This is a genomic window from Microbacterium sp. NPDC089696, assembly GCF_044749125.1.
Lineage (GTDB): Bacteria > Actinomycetota > Actinomycetes > Actinomycetales > Microbacteriaceae > Microbacterium.
On the sequence record NZ_JBIVHF010000001.1, the window covers coordinates 649,726 to 675,877 of the forward strand.

Below are 26,152 nucleotides of genomic sequence, written 5' to 3' on the forward strand. Positions count from 1 at the left end.
TACCCTCGTGGCATGACCTTCAATCCCGACGCCGACGTCTCCGGCAGCACCGCCCGCCGCAAGGGGCGCGGCGCCGTCATCGCCGGCGCCGGCGGTGTCGGCATCCTGGGGATCATCGCGCTCATCGCGGGGCCCCTGCTCGGTGTCGACCTCACGGGTCTGCTCGGGGCGGGCGGAGGCGGGGGAGGCGGCAGCGAGCCCGCCGAGGGCAGCGTGATCGAGAACTGCCTCACCGGCGAGGATGCGAACGAGAACGTCGACTGCCGCGTCGCCAGCTCGCAGTTGGCGCTCGACCAGTACTGGGGCGAGCACGTCGAGAACTACCGTGCGCCCGGCTTCATCATCGTCGACGGTGCGACGGCGACCTCGTGCGGCACCGCGTCGAACCAGGTGGGTCCGTTCTACTGCCCGCCCGATGAGACCGTGTACATCGATCCCACGTTCTTCGAGCTCATGCAGCAGCAGTTCGGCGCCACGGCGGGCGACCTCGCTCAGCTGTACATCGTCGGGCACGAGTGGGGCCACCACATCCAGAACATCACGGGTGTCATGACGGAGTATCCGAACAACGGCACCGGCCCCGACAGCAACGGCGTGCGCATCGAGCTGCAGGCGGACTGCTACGCCGGGGCCTGGATCGGGCAGATGACCGAGCAGGAGGACAAGAACGGCGTCCCCTATCTCGAGAAGCCCACGAACGCGCAGCTCGACGACGCCGTGAACGCCGCGTACACGGTCGGCGACGACCACATCCAGGAGCAGTCCGGTTTCGTGAACCCCGAGAGCTTCACGCACGGCACGAGCGAGCAGCGCAAGTACTGGTTCGCGAACGGCTACCAGAACGGCCTCGACGTCTGCGAGCAGCCGCTCACGCTCGCCGGCGACCGCCTCTGATCAGACGTCGTCGACGCTCGTCTTGCCGAGGGCTGCGGCGAGGTCGTGCTTCTTCGCGTCGAAGTAGCGGTCGGGAGCGACCGTGATCGGCTCGGTGTCGAACCACACCGCGTTGCCGTCCACCCGGAGCACCGCGATGTACATGGCCCTGTCCGCGGGCGACGACCAGATCGTGACGAGACGCTCGTCGCCGGCATCCTTCTTCATGGCCGAGAGCGCGGCGATCACGCCGGCGCTGTCGGCGCTGCCCTCGCGCAGCGCGTCCAGCGCGCGGTCGACCGGGAAGCGGGCGCTCATGCTGTTGATCGCGGCGTTGCTCAGCACGCCGCCGCCCTTCACACGCCAGCGGCGGGCGCCGACGAAGATCATGATCACGCTCACGATGATGATGACCGGCGGAAGCGCGAACGCGCCGGCGATCGCGAGTCCGGCGCGGACGCGTCCTCCGAGCAGCTCCACCGTCGCGGTCGGGTCGAGATACACCAGGAGCGCGACCACGGCCATGACGCCCGCGATCACGCCCCACGTGATCGTCTTGCGCGGCGAGCGCTCCGACTCGAACAGGTCGGGCCGGGTCGCGAACCAGGCGTACAGGTTGCGCGACTTCGAGCGCAGGGGCGTGAAGCTCATCCGTCCACGCTAGCGCGTGCCCCGTCGCCGCGCGGCGTCGCGCGTCAGGCCCGCAGCGCCCGGGCGAGCGTCTTCACCAGACCGAGCACGTCGCCGTCCGCGCGGAACCGTGTGAGGCCCTCGCTCACCTCGGCGCCGGTGCGCGCCGACACGAACCACGGCGGGGTCGGCAGGATCGTGAAGCGGCCTCCGCCGTTCAGGCCGGGGAGTGCGCGGGGCAACGGTCGGAAGGGTCCGCGCACGATCGAGCGCTCCACGCCGTCGAGCAGCAGCGCGTTGTGCACGACGCCGATGCCGCTGCCCACGTCCTGCACCGTGTTCCCCGGGAACGCGCCCCACGAGAGCGTCGGCGTCAGGAATCCGAACGCCGTCCACCCGTTGATGGCGATCGAGCCGTAGCGCAGTGCGGTGATCGCCCTGTCGAATCCGGCGCCCAGCGCCTTCTCGGTGGCGGGATCGATCAGCAGGTTGGCCCCGAGCGTCCCCTGCAGCTCGTCGTTCGCATAGGCGACCGCGGCGTCGAGGAAGTCCTGGCCGGTGCCGGGCACGCTCACGACGCCCAGCACGGGCGAGAAGTACTCGGTGCGCTGCAGCGCGGTCGCATCAGCGTCGGCCTCGACCTCGACGAGCAGGCGGTCGCCGAGCACCAGGGCGTCGGGGTACGCGTCGGTCGCGAGGTCCATGCGCGCCGTCGAGCCGGGATACCAGATCGGCCGTTCGGGGGCGTTCGCGTAGGCGCGGCGCAGGGCGGCGCGGAAGGCGTCGGCCTGGTCCCAGTCCTCCGAGAGGATCACGACCTGGCCGGCGATGCAGTTGTGCCCCCCGTTCTGCAGCCTCATGGTCGCGACGTGCTCGGCCTGATAGGCGAGGTCGGCGTCGGTCCAGCGTCCGGGGACCACGATGATGGGCGACACCCCGCCGAGCTCCGCCGTGATCGGCTTCTTCAGCTGCGGCCGGTCCTCGCGGCGACGCCGAGCGGCCGCCGCCCCCGTGCCCCAGACGATCGCGTCGAAGGTGGCGGCGGAACCCGTGATGTGCACGTGCGCGAAGGAGCGATGCCCCGTGAGGTACGCGCCGACCGCCGGACCGCCGCGCACGATGCGCAGGAGCCCGGGACCGATGAGGGGCGCCAGGGCGCGCTTGAACACCGGCACCAGGGCGTCCTGCGTGGGATTGACCTTGAGCAGCGCGGTGCGGTTGTGCGCGAGCAGCTCGTACAGCACGTCGAGCACCGGGATCGCGGTGACGTTGCCCGCGCCGAGCACGAGGCCGACGCCGCCGGAGTCGGCGGGCGTGCGCTGCGCCAGCCCGGCCGCGGCCCTGGCACCGTTCGGCGTGATGCCGGGTTCGAGCCACACCTCGCCGGTGAAGCCCGACAGCAGGAAGCGGTCGATGCCGGTGAGCGGGAACGCGTGCACGCGGGTGCGTCCTCCCGGGGCGCGGTCGATGCGCACGCCGTCGAGCGGGTTCCGCCCCGCCGCGAGTCGCGAGAGGGTCTCTGTCGCGGCATCGAGGTATCCGAGCACGGCGTAGGGTCCGCTCAGCCATTCCTCGCCGCGCAGCGGATGCCGTGCGTCGAGTCCCTTGGAGGCGGCCGCCGTGACGGCCCAGTCCTCGGCGGCGGCCGCGACGCTCGTGCGCACCGCCCGCAGCAGGGTGACGCGCTGCGCGAGCGTCAGCGCGGCCCACGTCGCCGTGCCCGTCTGCAGCTCGGCGATCGCGGAGTCGAGGCGTTCGCGTTCGCCCTCGTCGACCGTCGGGGCCTTCGCGCCCGTGGCCGCTGTCGTCGCGGGCGCGGTCGTCGGGCGGGTGGTCGCAGAAGTCATCGGCGTCTCCTTCGGACGGGCTTCCAGCTTAGGCGGCGGGTGCCTTCTCGATGTCGTCGCGGCGCAGCCGGTAGCCGCGCAGGGTCACCAGGCTCGCCGCCATGAGGACGGCCGGGAGGATGCTGAAGCTCAGGACGATGCCCGTCACGGCTTCGGACGGCTGCTGCGTGGTCGCTCCGGCGACGGTCGACACGTAGCCGGTCGCGGCGAGCGTGAGGGACACGACGGAGGCGCCCAGCGCGAAGCCGACGGTCTCGCCTGCGGTCCAGACTCCGGTGAAGCTCCCGGCCCGCCCGGGGCCGCTCGTCCGCCGATCGTGCGAGATGACGTCCGGGAGCATCGCCATCGGCAGGCACTGCAGGCCAGCGTAGGCGACGCCCGCGACCGCGACCGAGGCGTAGATCCACGCCCCCGGCGTCCAGGCCGCGGCGACGATCGACACGGCGGCGAGGAGGAACAGCACGCCCGCGATCCCGAACGCCCGTTCCTTGCCGATCCGGCGGGCCGTGAGCGTCCACAGCGGCGTCGCGACGAGCGCCGGACCCACGAGCGCCACGAACAGGAACGTCACCGCTCCTTCGGAGCGCAGCACCCAGGTCGCGACGTACTGGGCAGCCGCGAGCATCGTGCCGGTCGCGAGCGCCTGCAGCAGGAACGTCGCGAGGAGCGCGCGGAACGGCTGGCTGCGACGCAGGGTGTGCACGGCGTCGGCGTACTGCGCGCGGATGCCCTGCGGCGTGGTCGACGGCTCCGGAGCGGACGCCCGGCCCGATGCGGAACCGTGCCGCGCTGCGGCGGCCGCCGTCCGCGCGGCGACGAGCATGCCGATGCCGATCGCGACGCCGGCGACGACGCCCATCACGAGGTAGCCGGTGACCTGGTCCGGGCCGGCGCCGCGCAGCTCGGGTCCGCCGGCGCCGAAGAGCAGGATGGCCGCGGTGAGGACGATGACGCGCCATCCGAGCAGCCGTGTGCGTTCGTCGTAGCTGTCGGTGAGCTCGGCGGGAAGCGCCACGTACGGCACCTGGAACAGGCTGAACGCGGTCGCGGTGGCGAGGAAGGCGAGCAGCACGCAGGTCGCCCCGGCGAGGGGGCCCCAACTCGGAGGCACGGCGAACGTGAGGGCGAAGAACAGCGGCAGCGTGAGGGCGCCGACGACCATGAAGCCGCGGCGCGACCCCGTGCGTGCGAGCTGTCGGTCCGATGCCGCACCGATCAGCGGGTCGATCACCACGTCCCAGATCTTCGCGAGCGTGACGATGAGACCGGCGGCGAGCGCCGCGACACCGAGATTGTCGGTGAGGAAGTACGTGAGCACCAGACCCGGGAGCGTGGCATAGCCGCCCGTGCCGAGGGAGCCGACCGCGTAGAGCGCGATGGTGCGCGCGGGAAGGCGGACGGATGCCCGTTCGGGGTGAGCCTCGGTGCTCATCGCGCCAGTGTAGCGGTGGCGCGAGAGCAGGCGTCAGATCAGCGAGAGCTCGCGGAGCTTGGCCTCGACGTCGGCGTTGGACGGCTCCACGTGGTGCGAGGAGTCCGGGTACAGCACCACGGGGATGTTCGTGCGCCCCGAGATCTCCTTGGCGACGTCGGCCGCGGACGGGTCGGCGACGAGGTCGACGTACGTGTACTCGACGCCCAGCTCGTCGAGCTGCTTCTTGGTGCGGATGCAGTCGCGGCACCAGTCGGCGCCGAACATCGTGATCGCGGATTCTGCGGGAGAGGTCATGCTTCCAGGGTACGGCCGCCGAAGGGGGTCGGCGCCGTCACCGAGCATCGTCGGGTTGATGAGTTAGGCAAGCCTTACCTATACTGGTCCGCATGAGCAACGCGTGCGAGCACCTCGAGGACCCGGCCTGGGAGAGCATCGAGGGAGCTGTGCTGATCGCGGGAGACGCGGCCGACGTCGCGGCGATCGCCGGGATCGCCGCACGCCTCCCCTGGGATGCCGAGGGCGTGATCCTCGTGGAGGCGGCGGCACGCATCCAGTTCCGCCACATCGACGTGCCCGAGGGGGTGTCCGTGCGGTGGCTCCTGCGCGGAGACGGCGTCCGTCAGCATGCCAAGGGGGAGCGCCTCGCGAACGCCGTGCACTCCTGGTGCGTCGAGTGGACGTGCTCGGAGCCGCCCGCGCAGTGGACCGTCTGGCTCGGCGCGCACACTCCGCCGCATGTCGCCCGCATGGCCCGGAGCCTGCTCGGCGTCACGCACTGACGCGGACCGACGACCGCCGGCGCACGGCCCGTTCGGGTCGGACCGTGCGCGGCTCGGCGGGTCAGAGCGACGCGAGTGCCGGTGCGCCGGCGGACGCGCCGGCGGTGATGGCGTCCAGCGCGCGCCGCAGAGACGAGCTCGACGTGTGCGCCGTGTACGGGAAGTACACGACCTCGACGCCCACCTCGGCGAACTCGCGCTCGAGGCGCAGGCCCTTGTCGGTGCCTCGCCAGTCGTCGCCCTTGAAGAAGTGCGTGAAGTGCACGTCGTGCCACGAGTCCATCTTCGACGGCGTCGTCTCGACGTAGACGTCGTCGACGAACGAGATGTGGCGCACGATCTCGGCGCGCTCCGCCGTCGGGATGACGGGCTCGATGCCCTTCACCTGACGGAGCATCTCGTCGCTGACGACACCCGCGATCAGGATGTCGCACTGCTGCTTGGCGTGACGAAGAAGGTTGAGATGCCCGACGTGAAACAGGTCGAAGGCACCCACGGCATAGCCGATGCGCGTCTGCATGATCTCCCCAGATCAAGTAGTTCCCCAGAGAGCGGATCCCCATCCGCCCAGCGACTCCCACAGCCGCATTCGGGCAGTCTAGCAGGAACCGGTTTCGCTGCCCATAGCAACCCGTGGAACTATGGATGCCGCAGCGGGTGCCGCCGCGGTCGAAGGGGGAGCTCGTGGAGTCAGCGGTCACGGTGATCGTGCCGACGTTCAACGAACGCGACAACGTCGCGGAGCTCGTCGCACGCACCGCAGCCGCGCTCGCCGGATGCGAGGCCGAGATCCTGTTCGTCGACGACAGCACCGACGACACGGCCGCGGAGGTGGAGCGCGTCGCCGCGACGGCCGCACTGCCCGTTCGCGTGATCCATCGGGCCGACAACAGCGGCGGGCTCGGCGGAGCCGTGGTGGTCGGCCTGCGGGCTGCCGCGCACGACCTCTGCATCGTGATGGACGGCGACCTGCAGCATCCGCCCGAGCTCCTTCCGGTGCTGCTCGCCCGGCACGCCGAGGAGGACGTCGACGTCGTCGCGGCCTCGCGCTACATCGGCGGCGGCGACACGAGCGGACTCGGCACGGCCGTGCGCTTCGGCGTCTCGCGGGCGGCCACCTGGCTGACGCGGGCGATGTTCCCGATCCGCCTCGCCCGCAGCACCGATCCGATGACCGGGTTCTTCCTCGTCGACCGCGGACGGCTCGACCTCGCCTCGCTCAAGCCGCAGGGCTTCAAGATCCTGCTCGAGATCCTCGCCCGCACCGACCTCCGCATCGCCGAGGTTCCGATGGAGTTCGGCGAGCGCCGGCACGGCACGTCGAAGGCGAGTCTGCGTCAGGGCGGGACGTTCATCGCGCACCTCGCCCGGCTGCGCTTCGGCAAGATGTCCCTCTTCGCGTTGATCGGCGCGATCGGCGCGGTGGCGAACCTCGGCGTCATGTGGGCCCTCACCGCGGCGGGCGTGCCCTACGTCTGGGCCGCGATCATCGGGGCCGAGGTCACGATCGTCGGCAACTTCATCCTGCAGGAGCGCTACGTCTTCGCCGACATGCGCACGGACGCCCGAGCCCTCGGCATCCGCTTCGTGACCTCGTTCGCGTTCAACAACGTCGAGGCCGCGCTGCGGATCCCCGTGATGGCGCTGATGGTCGAGACCTGGCACATCTCCAGCGTGCTCGCGACCGCGCTCTCCCTGATCGTCGCGTTCTTCGCCCGCTTCCTGTTCCACTCGCTCGTGGTGTACGCGCCGTCGCGGCGACGCGGGACGGATGCCGTGTCCGAGCCGAAGCCCGACACGGCGACGCTGCGGGTGATCCGCGCGATCGACGCCGAGGCGATGAAGCCCGGCGAGCTCTAGGAGTCCGTGGCGCGGTCGGCGGCGAGATAGGCCTCGAGGGCCGCATCCGCGTCGCGGGGCGTCCAGCCGGAGGCGACGATCCGATCGAGGCTCAGCACGCTGTTGCGCGGGCGGGGCGCGACGGGGCCGTCCTGCCCCGCGAAGTACTCCTCGGTCGTCACGTCCGTCACCGCGTCCGGCTCGTGCCCGGTGAGGCGGTACACGGCGCGTGCGACGTCGGCCCAGGACCGCGGCTCGCCCGCCCCGGTGACGTTGTACACGCCGTGCGGCGCCCCGGTCGTCAGCAGGTGCACGATCGCGGAGGCGAGGTCGTCGGTGAACGTCAGGCGCCCGATCTGGTCGCCCACGACGCGCGGCGCGACGCCGCGCTCCGCGAGCGAGGCCATGGTGCGCACGAAGTTCCGGCCGTCGCCGATCACCCAGGAGGTGCGGACGACGTAGTGCCGCGGCACGGTCGTCGCGACCAGGTCGCCGGCGGCCTTGGTCTGCCCGTACACGCCGAGCGGGCGGAGGGCGTCGTCCTCGGTGTAGGCGTCGTCCTTCGTGCCGTCGAACACGTAGTCGCTCGAGACGTGCACGAGCGTGATGCCGTTCTCGGCGGCGATGCGCGCGAGCGCCGCCACGCCCGCCGCATTGGCGCGCCACGCGGCCTCCCGTCCGGCCGCGGTCTCGGCGAGGTCGACGGCCGTGTAGGCCGCGGCGTTCACGATCGTGCCGTAGTCGCGCCAGCGTCGGGCGGTCGCGAGATCGGCGCGGTCCAGGTCGAGGTCGTCACGGGTCGCGTACTCGACGTGCGGGGCGTCGCCGAGAGCGGCGCGGAGCGCGCGGCCGAGCTGCCCGCCGGCGCCCAGCACCAGAGTGCGACGAGGCGGGATCGGGGCGACGTCGGCGAGGCGCGGATGCGCGAGGTCCTTCGCGGAGATCTCGACCTCGGCGAGCGGGATCGGCCAGTCGATCGCGGCCGTCTCGTCGGCGAGGTTGAGGAACGAGTAGGCCGCGTCCGGCGACCAGTGGTCGTTCACGAGGTACGTGTACGCGGTGTCGGCCTCGAGCGTCTGGTACGAGTTGCCGACGCCGCGCGGCACGAGGATCGCCCGGGAGGGATCGATCTCCGCGGTGAACACGGTCCCGAAGGTGTCGCCCTCGCGCAGGTCGACCCAGGCTCCGAAGATGCGACCGGTCGCGACCGAGACCCACTTGTCCCAGGGCTCGGCGTGGATGCCGCGCGTGGTGCCGACCGCGTCGTTGAACGACACGTTGTTCTGCACCGGGCCGAAGTCGGGCAGGCCCGCGGCGACCATCTTCTCGCGCTGCCAGTTCTCCTTGAACCAGCCGCGCGAGTCCCCGTGCACGGGCAGCTCGACGAGCAGCAGACCGGGGATCGGGGTCTCGGTGACGGCGAGCGCCTTTCCGAACTCCGTCATCACTGGCCCTTCGCCGCGTAGAAGGACTCGGTGGCGTCCTTCGACGGCGCCCACCACTCCTCGTTCGCGCGGTACCAGTCGATGGTCGAGGCGAGCCCCGACTCGAAGTCCGAGAACTGCGGGCGCCAACCGAGCTCGGTGCGCAGCTTGGTCGAGTCGATCGCGTAGCGGAGGTCGTGACCGGCGCGATCGGTCACATGGTCGTACGCGTCGGCGGGCTGCCCCATCTGCGTGAGGATCAGCTCGACGACCGACCTGTTGTCCTTCTCGCCGTCGGCGCCGATCAGATAGGTCTCGCCGATCACGCCCTTCTCGAGGATCGTGAGCACGGCGGACGAGTGGTCGTCGGCATGGATCCAGTCGCGCACGTTCTGCCCCGCGCCGTAGAGCTTGGGACGGATGCCGCGGATCACGTTCGTGATCTGGCGCGGGATGAACTTCTCGACGTGCTGGTAGGGGCCGTAGTTGTTCGAGCAGTTCGAGATCGTGGCCTGCACGCCGAACGACCGCACCCAGGCGCGCACGAGCAGATCGCTCCCCGCCTTGGTCGAGGAGTAGGGCGACGACGGGTTGTACGGCGTGCTCTCGGTAAAGCGCGCCGGGTCGTCGAGCTCGAGGTCGCCGTACACCTCGTCCGTCGAGATGTGGTGGAATCGGCGACCGTGCCGACGGGCGGCCTCGAGCAACGTGTACGTGCCGATGATGTTCGTGTCGAGGAACGGGCGCGGGTCGTGCAGCGAGTTGTCGTTGTGCGACTCCGCGGCGTAGTGCACGACGGCATCCGCATCGGCGAACAGCGTGTCGACGAGCGCCGCGTCGGCGATGTCGCCCTCGACGAGCGACACGCGATCCTCCGGGAGGCCGGCGAGCGAGGCGCGGTTGCCCGCGTAGGTGAGCTTGTCGAGCACCGTGACGTGCGCATCGGTGTGCGCGATCACATGGTGCACGAAGTTCGAGCCGATGAAACCGGCGCCGCCGGTCACGAGCAGGCGGGTCATGCGCGGCCCCTTTCGAGGAGGGCGAGGAGATAGGAGCCGTAGCCGGACTTGACGAGGGCCTCGGCGCGTGTGCGCAGCTGCTCGTCGTCGAGGAACCCCTGCCGCCAGGCGACCTCCTCGGGGACGCCGATCTTCATCCCCGTCCGTCGCTCCATCGTGCGGACGTAGTCGGCGGCATCCGTCATCTGATCGAACGTCCCGGTGTCGAGCCAGGCCGTGCCGCGGGGGAGCACCTCGACCTGCAGCTTGTCGCGCCGGAGGTACTCGCGGTTGACGTCGGTGATCTCGTACTCGCCCCGCGCGCTGGGCTCGAGCGCTCGGGCGATCTCGACGACGTCGTTGTCGTAGAAGTAGAGACCGGGGACGGCGTAGTTGCTCTGCGGTCGTGCGGGCTTCTCCTCGAGGGACTCGGCCCGGCCGTCGGCGTCGAACGAGACGACGCCGTACGCCTCGGGCTCGGCGACCCAGTAGGCGAACACGGCGCCGCCGTCGATCTCGGCGAAGCGCTTGAGCTGCGAGCCGAGGCCGGGCCCGTAGAGCAGGTTGTCGCCGAGCACGAGCGCGACCCGGTCGTCGCCGATGAAGTCCGCGCCGATCGTGAAGGCCTGCGCCAGGCCGTCGGGCGACTCCTGCTGCGCGAAGGTCAGGGAGATGCCGAACTGCGAGCCGTCGCCGAGCAGGCGTTCGAAGTGCGCGGCGTCGTGCGGGGTGGTGATGACGAGGATCTCGTCGATCCCTGCGAGCATCAGGGTCGACAGCGGGTAGTAGACCATCGGCTTGTCGTAGACGGGGATCAGCTGCTTCGAGACCCCCAGCGTGATCGGATGCAGGCGCGTGCCCGATCCGCCCGCGAGAATGATGCCCTTCATGGTCCGTCCCCCTCATGAAACGTCGAAGTCCGGGGCGTCGCAGAACGGACGGCCTTCCCCTGCCGCCGACGACCCCCACAGTCGTACGTCGACTCTAGCGCGTCGAGAGCGCCGACCACGGATCCGGAATACCGGTATAACGCAGGGCGAATCATGCAGGCCGAACCTGGCAATGTCCCGAAAGAACCCTGAAAAGGGTTTGAGGATCGTCTGGGCAGTGTGTTTGATGAACGGGACCGTTACCGAATCTTCATCTTCGGTGGTGGCTACCTCCTCCCGATAGGTACCCGATATGCGTCATACCCTGCCTCGCCATGCCCTCCTGACCTCCCTCGTCGTCGCCGCGCTCGTGCTCGTCCCCGTCACGGCCAGCGCTTCGACCTCTCCGAGCGACCCGTCCGACCCCGCGGACCCCGTCGTCTCGTCGCAGGCGGATGCGTCTGCGGAGCCCGCGCCCGTCTGGGACGACGCCTTCACGCGAGACGACGGTCACGGGTGGGGCGACGGCTACGTGTCCGTTCCCGCATACGTCGCCTCCGTCGAGGACGGCACGGGCGTGATCCGTCTCCGCAGCGGCCACCGCAGCATCCTGGCGGCGACCACGGGCCTCGCGGCCGACGGCGTCGTCGGGGCGTCCCTGCAGTTCTCGGCGGTGCCGAGCGCCGGCTACGGAGCGACGACCATCGTCACGGCGCGCAACGGCGAGACCGGCAGCTACGGAGCCCGTTTCCGCCTCGACACCCAGTCCCGCGGGGTGCTGTCGATCGCGCGCTACGACATCGACGACGTGCAGACCGTGCTGCGGCAGGATCTCCTGCTGCTCGGCGAGGTGCCGGCCGACGCGACGGTGCGCGTGGAGATCGAGACCGTCGGGGCGGACGAGGTCACGATCCGTGCACGGGCGTGGATCGTGGGCACCGAGACCCCGGACTGGCAGATGTCGGTGACCGATCGGTCCGACGACGCCGTGACCGCTGCCGGGACGTCGGGCATCTCGACGTACCTCTCGCCCGGCAACCGCTCGCTCGCCGTCCGCGTCGACGATCTCAGCGTCGCCTCGGCGGATGCGCTCCCCGTGCCGGTGCCCGAGCCTGAGCCCGAACCCGAGCCGACGACTCCGCCCTCGCCGGAGCCGACCGTCGAGCCGTCGCCCGAGCCGAGCGTCGAGCCCTCCCCGGAGCCGACGCTGGAGCCGTCGCCGGAGCCGACCTCGGCCCCCACCGAGGAGCCGTCGCCGGAGCCGACCGTGCAGCCGTCGCCGGAGCCCACCGTGACGCCGACTGTCACGCCGACGCCCACAACGACGCCGACGCCCACCCCGACATCGACTCCGACGCCCACGCCGACTCCGACGCCCACGGCGACGCCGACGCCCACCCCGACTCCGACTCCTACGGCGACTCCGACTCCGACGCCCACTCCGACTCCGACGCCCACCCCGACTCCGACGCCCACGACCCCGCCGACCACTCCTCCGACGACCCCGCCCGCGGGGACGACGCTCGCGGGCTCGCTGCCCGTCGGCCAGGCGGCGTACCCGGTGCCGGCAGGGGCGATCCACGCGGTGCCCGCGGGCTCCCGGTCGTCCGGCTCCGGCAGCGCGGCGAGCCCGATCGCCGGCGCGCAGGCGGCGATCGACGCGGCTCCGAGCGGTGCCACGATCGTGCTGCACGGCGGCACGTACCGCGAGAGCGTGACGGTGCCGTTCTTCAAGAAGCTCACGATCCAGTCGGCGCCCGGCGAGGCCGTGTGGTTCGACGGCTCGCGACCCGTCACCGGATGGACGGCCTCCGGCGGCACCTGGGTCGCACCGTGGAGCACGTTCTTCGACTCCCGCGTCTCCTTCAGCCAGGGGCAGGACGAGACGAGCTGGTGGGTCAACCCGTCGAACCCGCTCGCCGGGTTCCCCGACCAGGTCTGGGTCGAGGGGACGCCGCTCACGCAGGTCGGCAGCCGCTCGTCCGTGACGGCCGGCACCTTCTACGTCGATCAGAACGCGCGTCAGCTCGTGATCGGATCCGATCCCGGTGGCCGCACGGTCTCGGCGAGCGCTCTCGCGAAGGCCATCAAGATCCAGGGCGCGGGCACCACGGTGCGCGGCATCGGCGTGCAGCGCTATGCCACGACCGTCGCGCTGCTCGGCGCCGTCAGCGCCGAGGTCGACGGCATCACCCTCGAGAACATGGTGATCCGCGACAACGCGACCGTCGGCCTGTTCGCCTGGAACGACCACAAGACGATCCGCAACGTGACAGCGACCGGCAACGGTCTGCTCGGCATCGCGGTGAACGACGTCACCGATCTGACGATCGAGGACTCGCTCATCACCGGCAACAACGCCGCGCGGTTCAACTACACCCCGGTCGCCGGAGGCGTGAAGATGTCCCGCGCGACCGACGTCACGGTCACCCGCAGCATCATCTCCGACAACGTCGCGTCGACCGGACTGTGGTTCGACGTCTCGAGCTCCGACCTCACGATCACCGACAACGTGTTCGAGGGCAACGGACGCGAGGGCGTCGAGATCGAGCTGAGTCAGACCGCGCTCGTCGCCGGCAACTACATCATCGGCAACGGCAACAGCGGGCTGTTCGTGTTCGACTCCGGCGACGTCGACGTCTGGAACAACACGATCGTCGGAAACGGGCGCACGATCACCTACATGCAGGACGAGAGGCGTCAGGAGGTCGCGAGCCTCCGGAGCCTGATCCCCTGGGTCACGAGCGACGTCGTGGTGCGCAACAACGTGCTGTCCTACGGGGGGCAGGCGTGCCCCCTGCTGACCCAGGACCTCACGAACCGCTGGTCCGGCAACGACTTCGGGATCTCGCAGGACGCGAACCTCTACCACCGGACCTCGGCGTCCTCTCCGACGAACTTCGCGTGCTGGGCCGACGGCTCGAGGGGGACGCGAGCCTTCACGACGATCGAGGAGTTCCGTGCGCACACCGGCGGAGACGCGCGATCCGTCCTCGTCCAGGGGGCCGCGGTCGTCGACCCGGTGACCTGGCAGCTCACCGCGAAGTCGCCTGTCACGGGGGCGTACTCCCTCACCGGGGTGCTCGCGACCCTGCTGGGCATCGCCCCGGGGACGACCTCCGTCGGCGCGCCGAAGCCCCCCGTGACAGCGCGGTAGGCCGGGCGGCGCCTCAGCCGACGAGGAGCATGCGGCGGAGGAGTCGGCCCGATCGCAGCGCGCGTCCGAGCGACACGGACGACAGACCGCGACGGGCGTACGCGTCGAGCACGTCGGCGATCAGCGCCGCGCGATCGAACGGCGTGATCGCTCCGTCGTCCACGCCGTCGTCCACACCCGCACGCGAATCATGGGCCAGCACGATCGCTCCCGGGCGGATGCCGGCGAGCGCGCGGTCGAGACGTTCCGCATGGTCGGCGTCGCGGCCGTCCAGCACGCTCGTCGTCCACAGCACCGGAACCATCCCCGCATCGCGGACGGCGCGCCAGGTCGCGACGGACAGGCCGCCGTACGGCGGTCGATACCAGCGGATGCGCGACCCGGTCTGCGCCTCGAGCTCGGCGCGACCGTTCGCGAGCATCCGCTCCGCGTCGCCGAGGTCGAGCGAGGTCAGCCGCCGATGGTCCTCGCCGTGCAGGGCGATCTCGTGCCCCTCGTCGACGATGCGCTGCAGCAGCTCCGGATGCCGACGCGTGCGGGTGAGCAGGACGAAGAACGTGGCGGTGGCCTTCCGCTCCGCGAGCAGGTCGAGCACGCGGGGAGTCCACTCGGGATCGGGGCCGTCGTCGAGCGTGAGCACGACCTGCGGAGCGGAGGTCCGCACGGAGACGACCGAGCGGTACAGGGGCGAGATCCGACGCACCGCGCCCGCGACCGCCGCGCGCAGCCGACCGCCGCGACGGGCACCCCGGGCGTACTCCGCCGAGGCGGCGCCGAGCGCTCCCTGCACGAGGCCGATGCCCCGCTGCACCTCGCGTGCTCCGCGCGCGCGACGCGGGAGCGACCCCGTCACGGCGCCGTTCACGCTCCGGAGCGCGCCGCGTGCGGCCCAGCCACCGCCCTTCACGAGGTTGCGCGCGCGGGAGACGAGCCGTGCCCGGCGACCGGTCGCGAGACGCAGCTCGATGACCGACTGCGTCTGCCCGTGGTGGCGTGCGCGGGCCAGGGCGAAGCGGCGTGTGGCGCGCCCCTCCTCGAGCGTGTCCTCGGCGACGGATGCCGGGCAGGCGACGACCAGGCCGCCGGAGGCCACGATGCCGCGGGTGAAGAGCGTGTCCTCGCCGCCCGAGAGGCCGAGCGAGGTGTCGAACGACAGGCCGGCGGCGCGGATCTGCGCGAGGTCGAGCAGCAGGTTGCCGGCGCCGGCCGCGGGGAGACGCTCGCCGTCGGCGCGGAGCGGCCGCGCGAACAGACCGGACGCGAGGACCCAGGGGTCGGTGCCGTCGGGGAAGGCCGTGTGCACGTGGCCCGCGACGGCCGCGGCTCCCGTGCGGCGCCAGGTGTCGACGAGTGCGCGCAGCCACTGCGGATGAGGCACCTCGTCGTCGTCGATGAACGCGAGCAGATCGAAGCCTCCCGTCACGTCGAGCGCGTGCTGGCGTGCGGCGGCGATCCCCGGAGTCGGCTCCGGGGCGTAGGTCACGCGCACGCCGGGGGGCGGGTCCGTCCCGACGGACTCCGCGCTGCGCTCGGGATCGTTGTCGATGACGAAGACCTCGGCGTCGGCGGCGCCGTCGAGCTCCGCGAACCGTTCGGGCAGCGCCGCGAGCAGGCTCCGCAGCCGCTCCGGACGCCGGTACGTCGGAATCGCGACCGCAATGCGGAGCGCCTCGGTCATCGACCGGCCCGTCGCAGCGCGTGCGCCGCGTGGAAGGCCGCGGAGTGCTCGCCGCCGACCGCCGCCCAGTCGCGTCTGGCGAGGTCGGGTGCGCCGTCGACCCCGCCCGCGACGGCCTCGCGCACCCGTGCGAGGTCGGATGCCGTCAGGTCGCCGTCGAACAGATGCACCCACTGCGGGCCGACCTCCTCGGCCAGCGCCCGGTTGACCTCGTTGTCGGGCACGAGGATCGGCCGGGCGAGCGACAGCGCCGCGAGCGCGGTGCCGGAGTTGTGCATGTGCCGGTACGGCAGCACGATCACCTCCGCCTCGGAGATGCGGCCGACGAGCTCGGCGTCGTCGAGGAAGCGGAAGTGGAAGTCGATCCGCTCGTCGTCGCCGGCGAGACCGCGCAGCTCGTCTGCGAGGTCGTCGGTCGACGGGCGGCCCGCCACGGTGAGCGTCGAGCCCGCGGCGTCGAGCTCGCGGTAGGCCTCGATCAGCTGCTCGACGCCCTTGTAGCGACGGACCAGCCCGACGTAGCCGAGGCGTCCCTCGACGGCATCCGGTGCGGGATGCGGGGCGAACCAGTCGCGGTAGTGGCCGTGGAGGATCGTCCGGCGGGCGTGCCCGGCGGGGAGCGGGGTGTCGTCGTTCAGCGTGATGGTCAGCGTCGTGAGGTGGTCGAGTGCGCTGAGCAGCATCAGGTCGATCCGCGCCATGTCGGACGGGCGCTCCAGGTTGTGCAGTGTGCGCACCACGGCGACCCTCGTGAGCCGGATGCGCAGCAGGAACAGCGCGGTCAGCAGACGTCGCGCCATGCGGCCGGAGAGGCGGTGGCCTCCGACGAGGAGCTCCGGCCAGTGCACGTGGAACACGTCGAGGCGTCCGAGCAGCGCGCGCTTCCAGCGGAAGAACGACAGCTCGACGTCGGCCGTGCGATCGAGCGACGCGCACAGCTGCACGAGGTACGGGTTCGTGGTCGGACGTAGCTGCGTGAGCGACTCCATCACGACGAGCGGCCGGCGTCGGTCGCGCAGCGCCGCCGCGTACCAGTCGGCGACGACCGCGGGGAGGCGGTCCTCGGCCCAGCGCCGGTGCGGTCGGCCCGGCGTCGAGGTCGTGTCGCGCAGGGTGCGGGCGAGGCTGCCCGGCAGGTCGCGGTCGGTGGCAGACACGACACGGGCGTTGACGTCGGCGAGGGTCGGAGGCCCGCCGAGGTCGAGGCACACGACGGGGAGACCCATCGAGCTCGCCTCTCCCACGATCCATCCGGCCTGGTCGTGCATGGACGGGAACAGCAGGGCGTCGGCGCTCGCGAGGGTGTCGAGCGTCTCGTCCCGGGGGAGGTGCCCCCGGAACTCGATGCGGTCGGCGACGCCGAGCGTCGATGCGAGCCGCTGCAGCCTCCGCCGTTCGTAGCCCTCGCCCAGGATGAGCAGCCGCCAGCCCTCGGCCTCGGGCTGCGCGATGGTCTCGATCGCGAGCGCGGCACCCTTCCAGGCGAGCAGGCGACCGGCGAACACCGCGGTCCGACCGGTGGCGCTGCCGCGGTGCGCCGGGATCTCCTCCGCGAACGCCGCGTTCGGCTCGACGACGACCCGGCGTGCGCGGCGGAACCGGTGCGCCACATCGGGATTCTGCGCCACGACGAGGGCGGCGCGGCGGGCGGTCGTGTCACCCCAGAGCGCGCGTGGGATCGCGGTGAGCACGGTGCGGGCGACCTCGGTCGCGGTGCCCCGCGCCCCGAGCCAGCGCCGGAGCGCCGTGATCGGGACGCGACTCGCGCCCCCCACCGGGCCCCAGATCACGGGCACGTCGAGGTCGGAGATGCCGCACGGCATCCAGTCGTTCGCGAAGGTCACGTGGTGTGCGAGGTCGAAGCGCACCTCGGCATGGAGGCGCGCAGCGGTGCGTCCGGCCAGGCGCTGCCACAGCGCGTAGTACCAGTAGAGGTCCCAGCCGCGACGCTTCCAGCGCATGATCCGCGCCGGGAGGTCGATGTGCACGACGGTCACTCGGGCCGCGAGGTCCGGGTCGTCGGCGAGCGCCGCGGCGAGGGACTCCCGGAACCGCTCACGGGTGAGGATCCACACGTCGCCGGTCTCGGCGGCGGCGCGCGCGAGCGCCCAGCCCGCCGTCGCCTCCGGTCCCTGATCGGGTCCGCACGCGTACGCGCTGATCAGGACCCGAGGCCTGCGATCTCCGTGCGGAGGGTCGACGACGGTCATGACATGGTCCTCCCCTTCGACGAGGCGTCGGCAGCGCTCCCCAGATGCGTGCCCCCTCGGCAAGGCATACTCTATCTGGTGATCGACGCCCTCTCTGCGGGGTTCGACGGAGGGGACACGCCGAATGACCACGGAGAGCTTCGCCGACTCGCTGAGGCGTCTCGCCTCGGCGCAGAAGGGCCGGGCCGCGGGTGCACCCGCGTACAGCGTCTACGTCAACCGCCCGGTCGGCCGGGTGTTCGCGGCGATCGCGTACCGGCTCGGCATGACCCCGAACGGCGTCTCGGGCGTGAGCGCGCTGTTCACGTTCTCCGGCATCCTCGTGCTGGCCCTCGTCGAGCCGGCCTGGTGGACCGGTCTGCTCGTGTGGCTGCTGCTCGCGATCGGCTACGCGCTGGACTCGGCCGACGGCCAGGTCGCGCGGCTCCGGGGCGGGGGATCACCCGCGGGGGAGTGGCTCGACCACTTCATCGACTCCATCAAGATCGTCACCCTACCTCTCGCCACGGCGGTCGCCGTCTTCCGCTTCACTGATCTCCCCGACGTCTACCTGCTCGTCCCGCTCGGCTTCGCGATCGTCGCGACGGCGACGTTCTTCGGCATGATCCTCAACGACCTCCTCAAGGCCGCCCGCGGCGTCGCGTCCGCGGCCGACACCGGGGGCGGGGGCTCGCTCCGGTCGATCCTCCTGCTGCCGGTCGACTACGGCATCGTGTGCCTCGTGTACGTGCTGTGGGGATGGACCACGGCCTTCGCCGTCGCCTACGCCTTCTTCTTCGCCGCGGCCGCCGCCTTCTGCCTGCTCGCCGCGGTGCGCTGGTTCCGCGCGATGGATCGCGTCGGGAGCGGGACCGGCCGATGAGCGCCGAGTCCACGCTCGCGATCGTCGTCGTCAACTACGGGTCCTCCGGACTCCTCGAGCGCAACCTCGTCGACGCCGCCCGCTCCCTTCCGGACGCCGCCGTGTACGTCGTCGACAACCGGTCGACGGCGGAGGAGTCCGCACGCGTGCGGGTCCTCGCCGAACGCGAGGGATGGGTCGCGCTGCTCCAGGAGGGCAACCTCGGCTTCGGCATCGGGGTCAACCGCGGCGTCGAGGCGGCGCGCCGCGACGGACGCACCCGGTTCCTCCTCATCAACCCCGACGCGACGATCGACGCCGCGTCGACGCACCTCCTCCTCGACGCGGTCGACGGCGACGCGATCGTGGTCGCCGCGCCCCTCGTCCAGGACGGCGCCGGCCGCGTCTGGTCGGCCGGACACGTGCTCGACCTCGACGACGGCGCGACGCACGGGCGCGCCTGGGCGCAGCGGCATCCCGAGGCCCGCGTGCGGCGGTGGCTCACCGGCGCGGCGCTCATGATCAACGAAGCGGCCTGGGTCGCGACCGGCGGGTTCGACGAGGACTACTTCCTGTACTGGGAGGACGTCGACTTCTCGCTGCGGGTCGAGGACTCCGGCGGTGCTCTCGTGCTCGTCGAACAGGCGAAGGCCGTGCACGACGAAGGCGGGACGCAGGGCATCGGCGACCCCGACGTGCATGCCAAGTCGCCGCTGTACTACTACTACAACATCCGCAACCGGATGCTGCTCGCGCAGAAGCTCCTCGATGCCGAGACCGTGCGACGGTGGGACTCGTCGTCCGCGGAGGCCGCGCGCGAGGTGCTGCTGCGCGGCGGTCGGCGTCAGCTGCTGCGTCCGTGGCGCCCCCTGTCGGCGGTATGGCGGGGCTGGCGCGACGGGCGACGGATCGCTCGGCGCTCGCCGCAGGGCTGACCGGATAGAATCGCCCCCATCCGGCGGAACCGCACGGACGGCAGCAGGGGGATGGGACGGACATGAGCGAAGAGTCGAGCGCAACGGCCGGCGGTCCACGTCGTCGGATGTGGTGGTGGGTGGCCGCGATCGCGGTCGTCGTCATCGCGGTCGTCGTGTACTTCGCCGTGACGTCCTCCGGCGCCCCGAAGGACGCCGACGCCTCGCCGACCCCGTCGCCGTCGGCGAGCGCGACGGAGGATGCCTCGGCCGGTGCCGATCCGACCGCGGAGCCCACGCCGGACCCCTCCGAGCCATCCGGCACCATGCCCGAGCTCACCCCGGTCGCGCCGGACGAACCGGCCGACAACGGCGACGGTCTCGTGGCCCGCATCGTCACGATGACGGCCGTGCAGGGCGAGGCCGTGCAGGCCGGTGAGATCGCCGGGCCCGCCGTGCAGTTCACGCTCGAGCTCACGAACGACACGGGCGAGGCCGTCGACCTCGGTCTCATCTCGGTCAACGCCTACATCGGCGAGGGGCGCACGCCCGCGGGCGGTCTGGTCCGCCCGGGAGGCGCACCCTTCGAGGGCACGCTGGACTCCGGCAAGACGGCGAAGGGCGTGTACGTCTACACGATCCCCGAGAACCAGCGCGGCGACGTGACCCTCACGGTCGACTACCGCGCCGGTCAGCCCGCATTCGTCTTCCGCGGCGCGGTCGGCTGACCGCACTCAGCCGTCCGTCTGGCCGAAGGTCGGACACTCCGAAGATTCCGTTCGACTTGCGTCTTGCCAATCTGACCGGTATACCGCTAGCATCAGCGCAGGGGAAAAGGTCGCCTGTGGGAGGCGGTCTTCATAGAGCGCCGCTTCTGCGTGCGCCGTGCAGATTCTGGGGAGAACAAAGTGCACATCAATTGGGGCGGCCGTATCATCGCGGCCGAGAAGCGCGGCGCTCGTCGCACGCGCGCCGCGCAGCTGTGGGGAGCTGTCGCCACAGCTCTTGCTCTGACCGTCGGGGCGCTCACCGTGCCCGCGGTCGCCGCGGCCGACACCACGCCCGCCGCCGGTACGCCGGAGACGTTCGCCGCCGATGCGCTGCCGACCGTGCAGATCGACGGTGTCGTCTACGCGCAGGAGGTCGTGGGCAACACCGTCTACGTGGGAGGCAGCTTCGCGCAGGCCCGTCCGGCCGGCGCCGCCGCCGGCACGAACGAGACGCCGCGTGCGAACCTGCTCGCCTACGACCTGACCACGGGAAACCTGATCTCGTCCTGGAACCCGGGCACGAACGGCACCGTCCTCGACATCAAGAAGTCGGCCGACGGGTCCCGCATCTACGTCGCCGGCATGTTCTCGCAGGCGGCCGGCGCCTGGCGGTACCGCATCGCGGCGTTCAGCACCGCGACCGGAGCCCTCATCACGAACTGGGCCCCCGAGGCCAACGGCCGCATCGACGCGGTCTCCGTGACCGACTCCGCGATCTACCTCGCCGGCGAGTTCACGACCATCAACGGCACCCAGCGCACGAAGGTCGCAGCGGTCTCCCCCGCGGACGGCGCCGTCACCGGGTTCACCGCCGACGTGCAGGGCGGCTACGGTGCGAAGGGCATCGTCGTCTCCCCCGACCGTTCCAAGGTCGTCATCGCCGGCTCCTTCACCTCCGTGAACGGATCGACCAACCCGGGTCGCGGCATCACCGCCCTCGACGCGAGCACCGGCACCCTGATGCCCTGGGCCATGAACAGCGTGCTCCGCAACGGCGGCACCGCGGCCGCGATGTACTCGCTGTCCTCCGACGGCGACAGCGTCTACGGCACGGGCTTCGACTACGGCGGGACCTCGCAGGACGGCTTCGAAGGCGGATTCCGCGCGAGCTGGTCCGACGGCAGCCTGATCTGGATGGAGGACTGCCACGGCGACAGCTACGACATCTCCCCGGTCGGCGACGTCATCTACGTCGTGGGGCACCCGCACTACTGCGGCAACGTCGCCGGATTCCCGGAGACCAACCCGCGGTCGTACAAGCACTCGCTCGCCTTCGCGAAGGCACCGAGCGGCGCTCTCATCACCAACGACACGCAGGGCTACCGCAACTTCGCGGGCAACCCGGCCGGATCGCTGCTGCAGTGGTACCCCGAGTACGTCCCCGGCAACTACACCGGCCAGTACCAGGGTCCGTGGCAGGTCTCGGCCTCCGGTGACTACTTGCTCGTCGGCGGCGAGTTCCTCAAGGTGAACGGTGCGAGCCAGCAGGGCATCGTCCGCTTCGCGAAGAAGACCGTCGCGCCCAACAAGCAGGGCCCGCAGGTGCAGGGCGGCGCATGGACGCTCAGCGCGACCTCGTTCCAGACCGGCGTGAACCGTCTCTCCTGGGCCGCGAACTACGACCGCGACAACCAGAGCCTGAAGTACCAGGTCTTCCGCCAGGACAAGGGCATGACCACGCCCATCTACGAGACCGACCAGCTCTCGAACTTCTGGACGCGTCCGGCGATGTCCTACCGCGACACCACGGCGGTGCCCGGCACGACGTACAGCTACCGCGTCAGGGCGATCGATGCCTTCGGCAACAGCACGCAGGGCGACTGGACCCCGGTCACGACCGCGGCCGCCGGCGTCTCCACGTCGTACGACGACGCCGTCCTCACCAGCACGCCCGTGGACTACTGGCCCCTCAACGAGGGCAGCGGCGCCGCCGGCTTCGACTGGTCCGGTGGCAACGACCTCATCGTGACGAACGGCACGCGCGGTGCGACCGGCCCGTCGGCCACCTCCACGGCCACGACGTTCACCGGCGCATCGGGCTCCGGCGCACGCACGACCAACGCGACGGCCGGACCGCAGACCTTCACGGTCGAGGCATGGTTCAAGACCAACAGCACCCGCGGCGGCAAGATCGTCGGCTTCGGCAACGCCGCGACCGGCAACTCGGGCAGCTACGACCGTCACGTCTACCTCGACAACTCGGGGCGCGTCACCTTCGGCGTCTACCCGGGCTCGACCAGCACCATCACGAGCGGCACGGGCTTCAACAACAACCAGTGGCACCACGTGGTGGCGACGCTGAGCCCGGCCGGACAGGTGCTGTACGTCGACGGAGTCAAGATCGGCGAGCGCACCGACACGACCTCGGCGCAGGATTACACGGGCTACTGGCGGATCGGCGGCGACAACTTCGGGTCGTGGCCGAACACCGGCACGAGCGCGTACCTCGCCGGCTCGATCTCGAACGTCGCGGTCTACGACCGGGCGCTGACCCGCGCAGAGGTCGACGCGCACTGGGTGGCCAGCGGCCGCACCAGCACGATCCCCGCCGCTCCCGCCGACTCGTACGGCAAGTCCGTCTTCGACCTCGACCCGACGCTCTACTGGCGTCTGAACGAGACCGGCACCGGCACCACCGCCGCGGACTCGGGCATGAACGCCTCGACCGGCACCTACACCGGCAACACGAGCGTGCTCGTGAAGAACCAGACCGGCGCGATCTCGGGCGTGAGCAACAAGGCCGTGCGCTGGGCGCCGACCACCGCCTCGACGACCGTGCGGCTGGCCGGGACGAAGCAGTACACGGCCCCGCAGATCTTCTCGACCGAGGCGTGGTTCAAGACCACGACCACCGCGGGCGGCAAGATCGTCGGATTCGGTGACAGCAACAGCGGCCTCAGCAGCAGCAACGACCGTCACATCTACATGACGCCGAACGGCGCGCTGAACTTCGGTGTGTGGAACAACGCGCAGTTCACGATCAGCACGTCCGGCTCGTACAACGACGGCCAGTGGCACCACGTCGTGGGCTCTCTCTCCGCTGACGGCATGGCGTTCTACGTCGACGGCACCCTCGTCGGCACCAACGCCAACACCGTGGCGCAGAACTACAGCGGCTACTGGCGGGTCGGCAACGACAGCGGGTGGGCCGGAGCGACGACCTTCACGGGCACGATCGACGAGGTCGCCGTGTACGGCAAGGCCCTCACGGCCGCACAGGTGAGCGAGCACTACCAGCTCGGCGCCTTCGGGTCCGTGAACCAGGCGCCGACGGCCGCGTTCAGCTCGATCCCGACCGACCTGGCCGTCGCGTTCGACGCGTCGACCTCGGCGGACTCGGACGGCTCGATCGCCTCCTACGCCTGGGACTTCGGCGACGGCACCACGTCGACCGACGGTCCGACGGCCGCGCACACCTACACGACGGGCGGCACCTACCAGGTGAAGCTCACCGTGAAGGACGACCGCGGTGCGACCGACAGCCTCACGCAGGCCGTGACGGTGCGGGCGGCCAACGTGCTCCCGACCGCCGCGTTCGACGCGACCACGACCCACATGAACGTGGCCGTCGACGCCTCGGCCTCGGCGGACACCGATGGGACGATCGCGACCTACTCCTGGTCGTTCGGCGACGGGGCGGTGGCCACGGGCAAGACGGCATCGCACGCCTACACCACGCCCGGCACGTACACGGTCACGCTGACCGTGACCGACGACCGTGGCGGCAGCGCGACGACCAGCACGCAGGTCACCGCGGCGCTCGCGCCGAACGTCCTGCCGACCGCGGCGCTGACGGCGACCATCACGAACCTGTCGGCCGCGCTCGACGCCTCGGCATCGGCGGACTCGGACGGGCAGATCGTCTCCTACGCGTGGAACTTCGGCGACTCGACGACCGCGACCACGACGACCCCGACCACGACGCACGAGTACGCGGCGGGCGGCGCCTACACGGTCACCGTCACCGTCACGGACAACCGCGGCGGCACGGCGACCGCGTCGAAGGGCCTGACCGCCGTCGAGCCCCCGAAGTTCACGGAGCTCGCGAAGGATCAGTTCCAGCGCACCGTGGCCTCGGGCTGGGGGACCGCCGACAAGGGCGGCGCCTGGACGACCTCGGGCGGTGCCGCGGCCTTCTCGGTCAACGGCACGACGGGCCGCATCGCGTCGAACATCTACGACACGCGCAGCACGCTGCTCACGGGCGTCTCCTCCAAGAACTCCGACCTCACGGCGAAGTTCTCGGTCGACCGCACGGGCGCCGGCTACTCCTGGACGCTGATCGGCCGTCAGGTCGGCTCGGACAACTACTCGGCACGCGTGCGCTTCGAGGCCGGTGACACCATGCGGATCTACATCCTGCGCGGTGAGACCGCCATCGGCAGCTCCTACGTCCTGCCCGGCACGTACACGGCAGGCACCGACCTCTCGGTCCGTCTGCAGGTCACCGGCACGTCGCCGACGACCGTGCGCGTCAAGGTCTGGCGTTCGGCGGATGCCGAGCCCACCGCCTGGCAGCTGTCGGGCACCGACACCACCGCCGCGATGCAGGCGAACGGGTCCGTCGGGCTCCTGACGTACCTCGGCGGCACGTCGGCCACGCCGACCGCGACCATGAGCCTGAAGTCGTTCTCCGTGGTCGACCCGACCGCGCCGACCGCACCGAACCAGCTCCCCACGGCGGCGTTCACGCCGACCGCGGCGGGTCTCAAGGTCACGGTCGACGGCTCCGCCTCGAGCGACCCGGACGGCACGATCCAGTCCTACGCGTGGAACTTCGGCGACGGCGGCACGGCCACCGGCGCGACGGCCTCGCACACGTACACCACGGCCGGCACCTACTCGGTCACGCTGACCGTGACGGACGACCGTGGAGGCGTCGCCACGAAGACGACCGCCGTGACGGTGGCTCCCGCGCCCAACCAGGCACCGGTCGCCGCGTTCACGCCGACGGCCACGGGCCTCGCGGTGGCGGTCGACGGTTCGGCCTCAGCCGACCCGGACGGCACGATCGCGGCGTACGCGTGGAACTTCGGCGACGGCGGCACGGCCACCGGCGCGACGGCCTCGCACACGTACACCACGGCCGGCACCTACACGGTGACGCTCACGGTGACGGACGACAAGGGCGCGACGGGCACGAGCACCGCGCAGGTCACGGTCACGGCGCCTCCGGCGAACGCCCCGCTCGTCACAGACACGTTCACCCGCACGGTCCCGGCCGGCGGCTGGGGCTCGGCCGATCTCGGCGGCGCGTGGACGCTGCAGGGTGGATCGGCGGCCTACTCGGTCTCCGGCACCGCGGGTCTCGTGTCGATGGCTCCCTCGCAGACGCGCACGGCGCGCCTGGGCCTGTCGGCGACGGATGCCGTGATCCGCGTCTCGGTGGCGGCCGATCAGGTCGCGACCGGCGGTGCGGCGACCGCGACCGTAATCGGCCGTCAGGTCGCGGGGTCGAACTACTCGGCTCGGGTCCGCTTCGAGGTCGGCGGCGGCGTGCGCCTCTACCTCCTGCGGGATGAGACGGCTCTGGGCTCCTACCTGATGCCGGGTGTGACGTACACGCCGGGGACGGTGCTGAACGTGGCCCTGTCGGTCACGGGCACCAACCCGACGACCCTGTCGGCGAAGGTGTGGAAGGCCTCGGACGCCGAGCCTGCCGCGTGGCAGGTCACCGCGACCGACACGACCGCCGCGATGCAGGTCGCCGGCACGGTCGGCCTCATGAACACGGTGTCCGGAGCGTCGACCCTCCCGTCGACGGTCTTCACCTGGGACGACCTCAGCATCACCAAGCCCTGAGGCCCGTCCGCACACAGCACGCAGCACCCACGACATCGGGGCCCCGCACCATGCGGGGCCCCGATGCCGTGTACGGCGTGCCGTGC

The 26,152-nt window shown here is 71.2% G+C and carries 18 protein-coding genes; 8 read left to right on the forward strand and 10 right to left on the reverse strand.

Annotated features, from left to right (window positions below; genetic code table 11):
- Positions 1 to 12: 12 nt before the first annotated feature.
- The gene (locus tag ACIPY8_RS03115) at positions 13 to 894 is read left to right on the forward strand and encodes a neutral zinc metallopeptidase (protein ID WP_400814847.1); all 882 of its coding nucleotides are present in this window, start codon (positions 13 to 15) and stop codon (positions 892 to 894) included.
- Here the strand turns inward: ACIPY8_RS03115 and ACIPY8_RS03120 are convergent, their stop codons facing one another.
- From ACIPY8_RS03120 to ACIPY8_RS03135, 4 genes are read right to left on the reverse strand one after another with little or no spacing between them, the layout of a single operon-like run.
- Positions 895 to 1,524, reverse strand: coding sequence for a hypothetical protein (locus tag ACIPY8_RS03120; RefSeq protein ID WP_400814849.1), 630 nt, complete (start codon positions 1,522 to 1,524; stop codon positions 895 to 897). It lies immediately after the preceding gene.
- A 44-nt stretch (positions 1,525 to 1,568) separates the two neighbouring features.
- The gene (locus ACIPY8_RS03125) at positions 1,569 to 3,350 is read right to left on the reverse strand and encodes an aldehyde dehydrogenase family protein (RefSeq protein ID WP_400814851.1); all 1,782 of its coding nucleotides are present in this window, start codon (positions 3,348 to 3,350) and stop codon (positions 1,569 to 1,571) included.
- A gap of 28 nt (positions 3,351 to 3,378) precedes the next feature.
- Positions 3,379 to 4,782: an MFS transporter gene (locus ACIPY8_RS03130; RefSeq protein ID WP_400814853.1), complete on the reverse strand. Its 1,404-nt coding sequence runs from the start codon at positions 4,780 to 4,782 to the stop codon at positions 3,379 to 3,381.
- Between the two features lie 33 nt (positions 4,783 to 4,815).
- Positions 4,816 to 5,079 (reverse strand): glutaredoxin family protein, encoded by a 264-nt coding sequence (locus ACIPY8_RS03135; RefSeq protein ID WP_400814855.1) that lies wholly within the window; start codon positions 5,077 to 5,079, stop codon positions 4,816 to 4,818.
- A 92-nt stretch (positions 5,080 to 5,171) separates the two neighbouring features.
- Here ACIPY8_RS03135 and ACIPY8_RS03140 point away from each other — a divergent pair, with 92 nt between their 5' ends.
- Entirely contained in the window at positions 5,172 to 5,564 is a 393-nt protein-coding gene (locus ACIPY8_RS03140) for an SIP domain-containing protein (protein ID WP_400814857.1), read from the forward strand.
- A gap of 61 nt (positions 5,565 to 5,625) precedes the next feature.
- On the opposite strand, the gene ACIPY8_RS03145 is transcribed toward ACIPY8_RS03140, so the two are convergent.
- Entirely contained in the window at positions 5,626 to 6,084 is a 459-nt protein-coding gene (locus ACIPY8_RS03145; protein ID WP_400814860.1) for an adenylyltransferase/cytidyltransferase family protein, read from the reverse strand.
- Positions 6,085 to 6,209: 125 nt separating this feature from the next.
- Here ACIPY8_RS03145 and ACIPY8_RS03150 point away from each other — a divergent pair, with 125 nt between their 5' ends.
- Positions 6,210 to 7,424 (forward strand): glycosyltransferase, encoded by a 1,215-nt coding sequence (locus ACIPY8_RS03150; RefSeq protein ID WP_400814862.1) that lies wholly within the window; start codon positions 6,210 to 6,212, stop codon positions 7,422 to 7,424.
- Here the strand turns inward: ACIPY8_RS03150 and ACIPY8_RS03155 are convergent.
- Genes ACIPY8_RS03155 through rfbA form a run of 3 tightly spaced genes read right to left on the reverse strand, consistent with a single transcriptional unit; the run spans position 7,421 to position 10,715 of the window.
- Positions 7,421 to 8,848: a sugar nucleotide-binding protein gene (locus ACIPY8_RS03155; protein WP_400814864.1), complete on the reverse strand. Its 1,428-nt coding sequence runs from the start codon at positions 8,846 to 8,848 to the stop codon at positions 7,421 to 7,423. The two genes, ACIPY8_RS03150 and ACIPY8_RS03155, sit on opposite strands and share 4 nt — an antisense overlap.
- The gene (gene rfbB, locus ACIPY8_RS03160; RefSeq protein WP_400814866.1) at positions 8,848 to 9,846 is read right to left on the reverse strand and encodes a dTDP-glucose 4,6-dehydratase; all 999 of its coding nucleotides are present in this window, start codon (positions 9,844 to 9,846) and stop codon (positions 8,848 to 8,850) included. The genes ACIPY8_RS03155 and rfbB overlap by 1 nt, the downstream gene beginning before the upstream one ends.
- On the reverse strand, positions 9,843 to 10,715 hold the full coding sequence (gene rfbA / locus ACIPY8_RS03165; RefSeq protein WP_400814868.1) for a glucose-1-phosphate thymidylyltransferase RfbA: 873 nt from the start codon (positions 10,713 to 10,715) through the stop codon (positions 9,843 to 9,845). The genes rfbB and rfbA overlap by 4 nt, the downstream gene beginning before the upstream one ends.
- Positions 10,716 to 11,007: 292 nt before the next feature.
- Here rfbA and ACIPY8_RS03170 point away from each other — a divergent pair, with 292 nt between their 5' ends.
- Complete coding sequence (locus ACIPY8_RS03170) at positions 11,008 to 13,851, forward strand: right-handed parallel beta-helix repeat-containing protein (RefSeq protein WP_400814870.1); 2,844 nt, start codon at positions 11,008 to 11,010, stop codon at positions 13,849 to 13,851.
- A gap of 13 nt (positions 13,852 to 13,864) precedes the next feature.
- Here ACIPY8_RS03170 and ACIPY8_RS03175 read toward each other — a convergent pair whose 3' ends face one another.
- Entirely contained in the window at positions 13,865 to 15,529 is a 1,665-nt protein-coding gene (locus tag ACIPY8_RS03175; protein ID WP_400814872.1) for a polysaccharide deacetylase family protein, read from the reverse strand.
- Positions 15,526 to 17,739 (reverse strand): glycosyltransferase family 4 protein, encoded by a 2,214-nt coding sequence (locus tag ACIPY8_RS03180; RefSeq protein WP_400814874.1) that lies wholly within the window; start codon positions 17,737 to 17,739, stop codon positions 15,526 to 15,528. Before ACIPY8_RS03180 ends, ACIPY8_RS03175 begins: the two co-directional genes overlap by 4 nt.
- A 124-nt stretch (positions 17,740 to 17,863) precedes the next feature.
- Here ACIPY8_RS03180 and ACIPY8_RS03185 point away from each other — a divergent pair, with 124 nt between their 5' ends.
- From ACIPY8_RS03185 to ACIPY8_RS03200, 4 genes are all read left to right on the forward strand, one after another.
- A complete protein-coding gene (locus tag ACIPY8_RS03185; RefSeq protein WP_400814876.1) occupies positions 17,864 to 18,601 on the forward strand; it encodes a CDP-alcohol phosphatidyltransferase family protein in 738 nt (245 codons plus the stop codon).
- Complete coding sequence (locus ACIPY8_RS03190) at positions 18,598 to 19,515, forward strand: glycosyltransferase (RefSeq protein ID WP_400814878.1); 918 nt, start codon at positions 18,598 to 18,600, stop codon at positions 19,513 to 19,515. The genes ACIPY8_RS03185 and ACIPY8_RS03190 overlap by 4 nt, the downstream gene beginning before the upstream one ends.
- Positions 19,516 to 19,577: 62 nt before the next feature.
- Positions 19,578 to 20,222 (forward strand): hypothetical protein, encoded by a 645-nt coding sequence (locus tag ACIPY8_RS03195; RefSeq protein WP_400814880.1) that lies wholly within the window; start codon positions 19,578 to 19,580, stop codon positions 20,220 to 20,222.
- A 180-nt stretch (positions 20,223 to 20,402) separates the two neighbouring features.
- On the forward strand, positions 20,403 to 26,066 hold the full coding sequence (locus tag ACIPY8_RS03200; RefSeq protein WP_400814882.1) for a PKD domain-containing protein: 5,664 nt from the start codon (positions 20,403 to 20,405) through the stop codon (positions 26,064 to 26,066).
- The last annotated feature ends 86 nt before the right edge of the window (positions 26,067 to 26,152 follow it).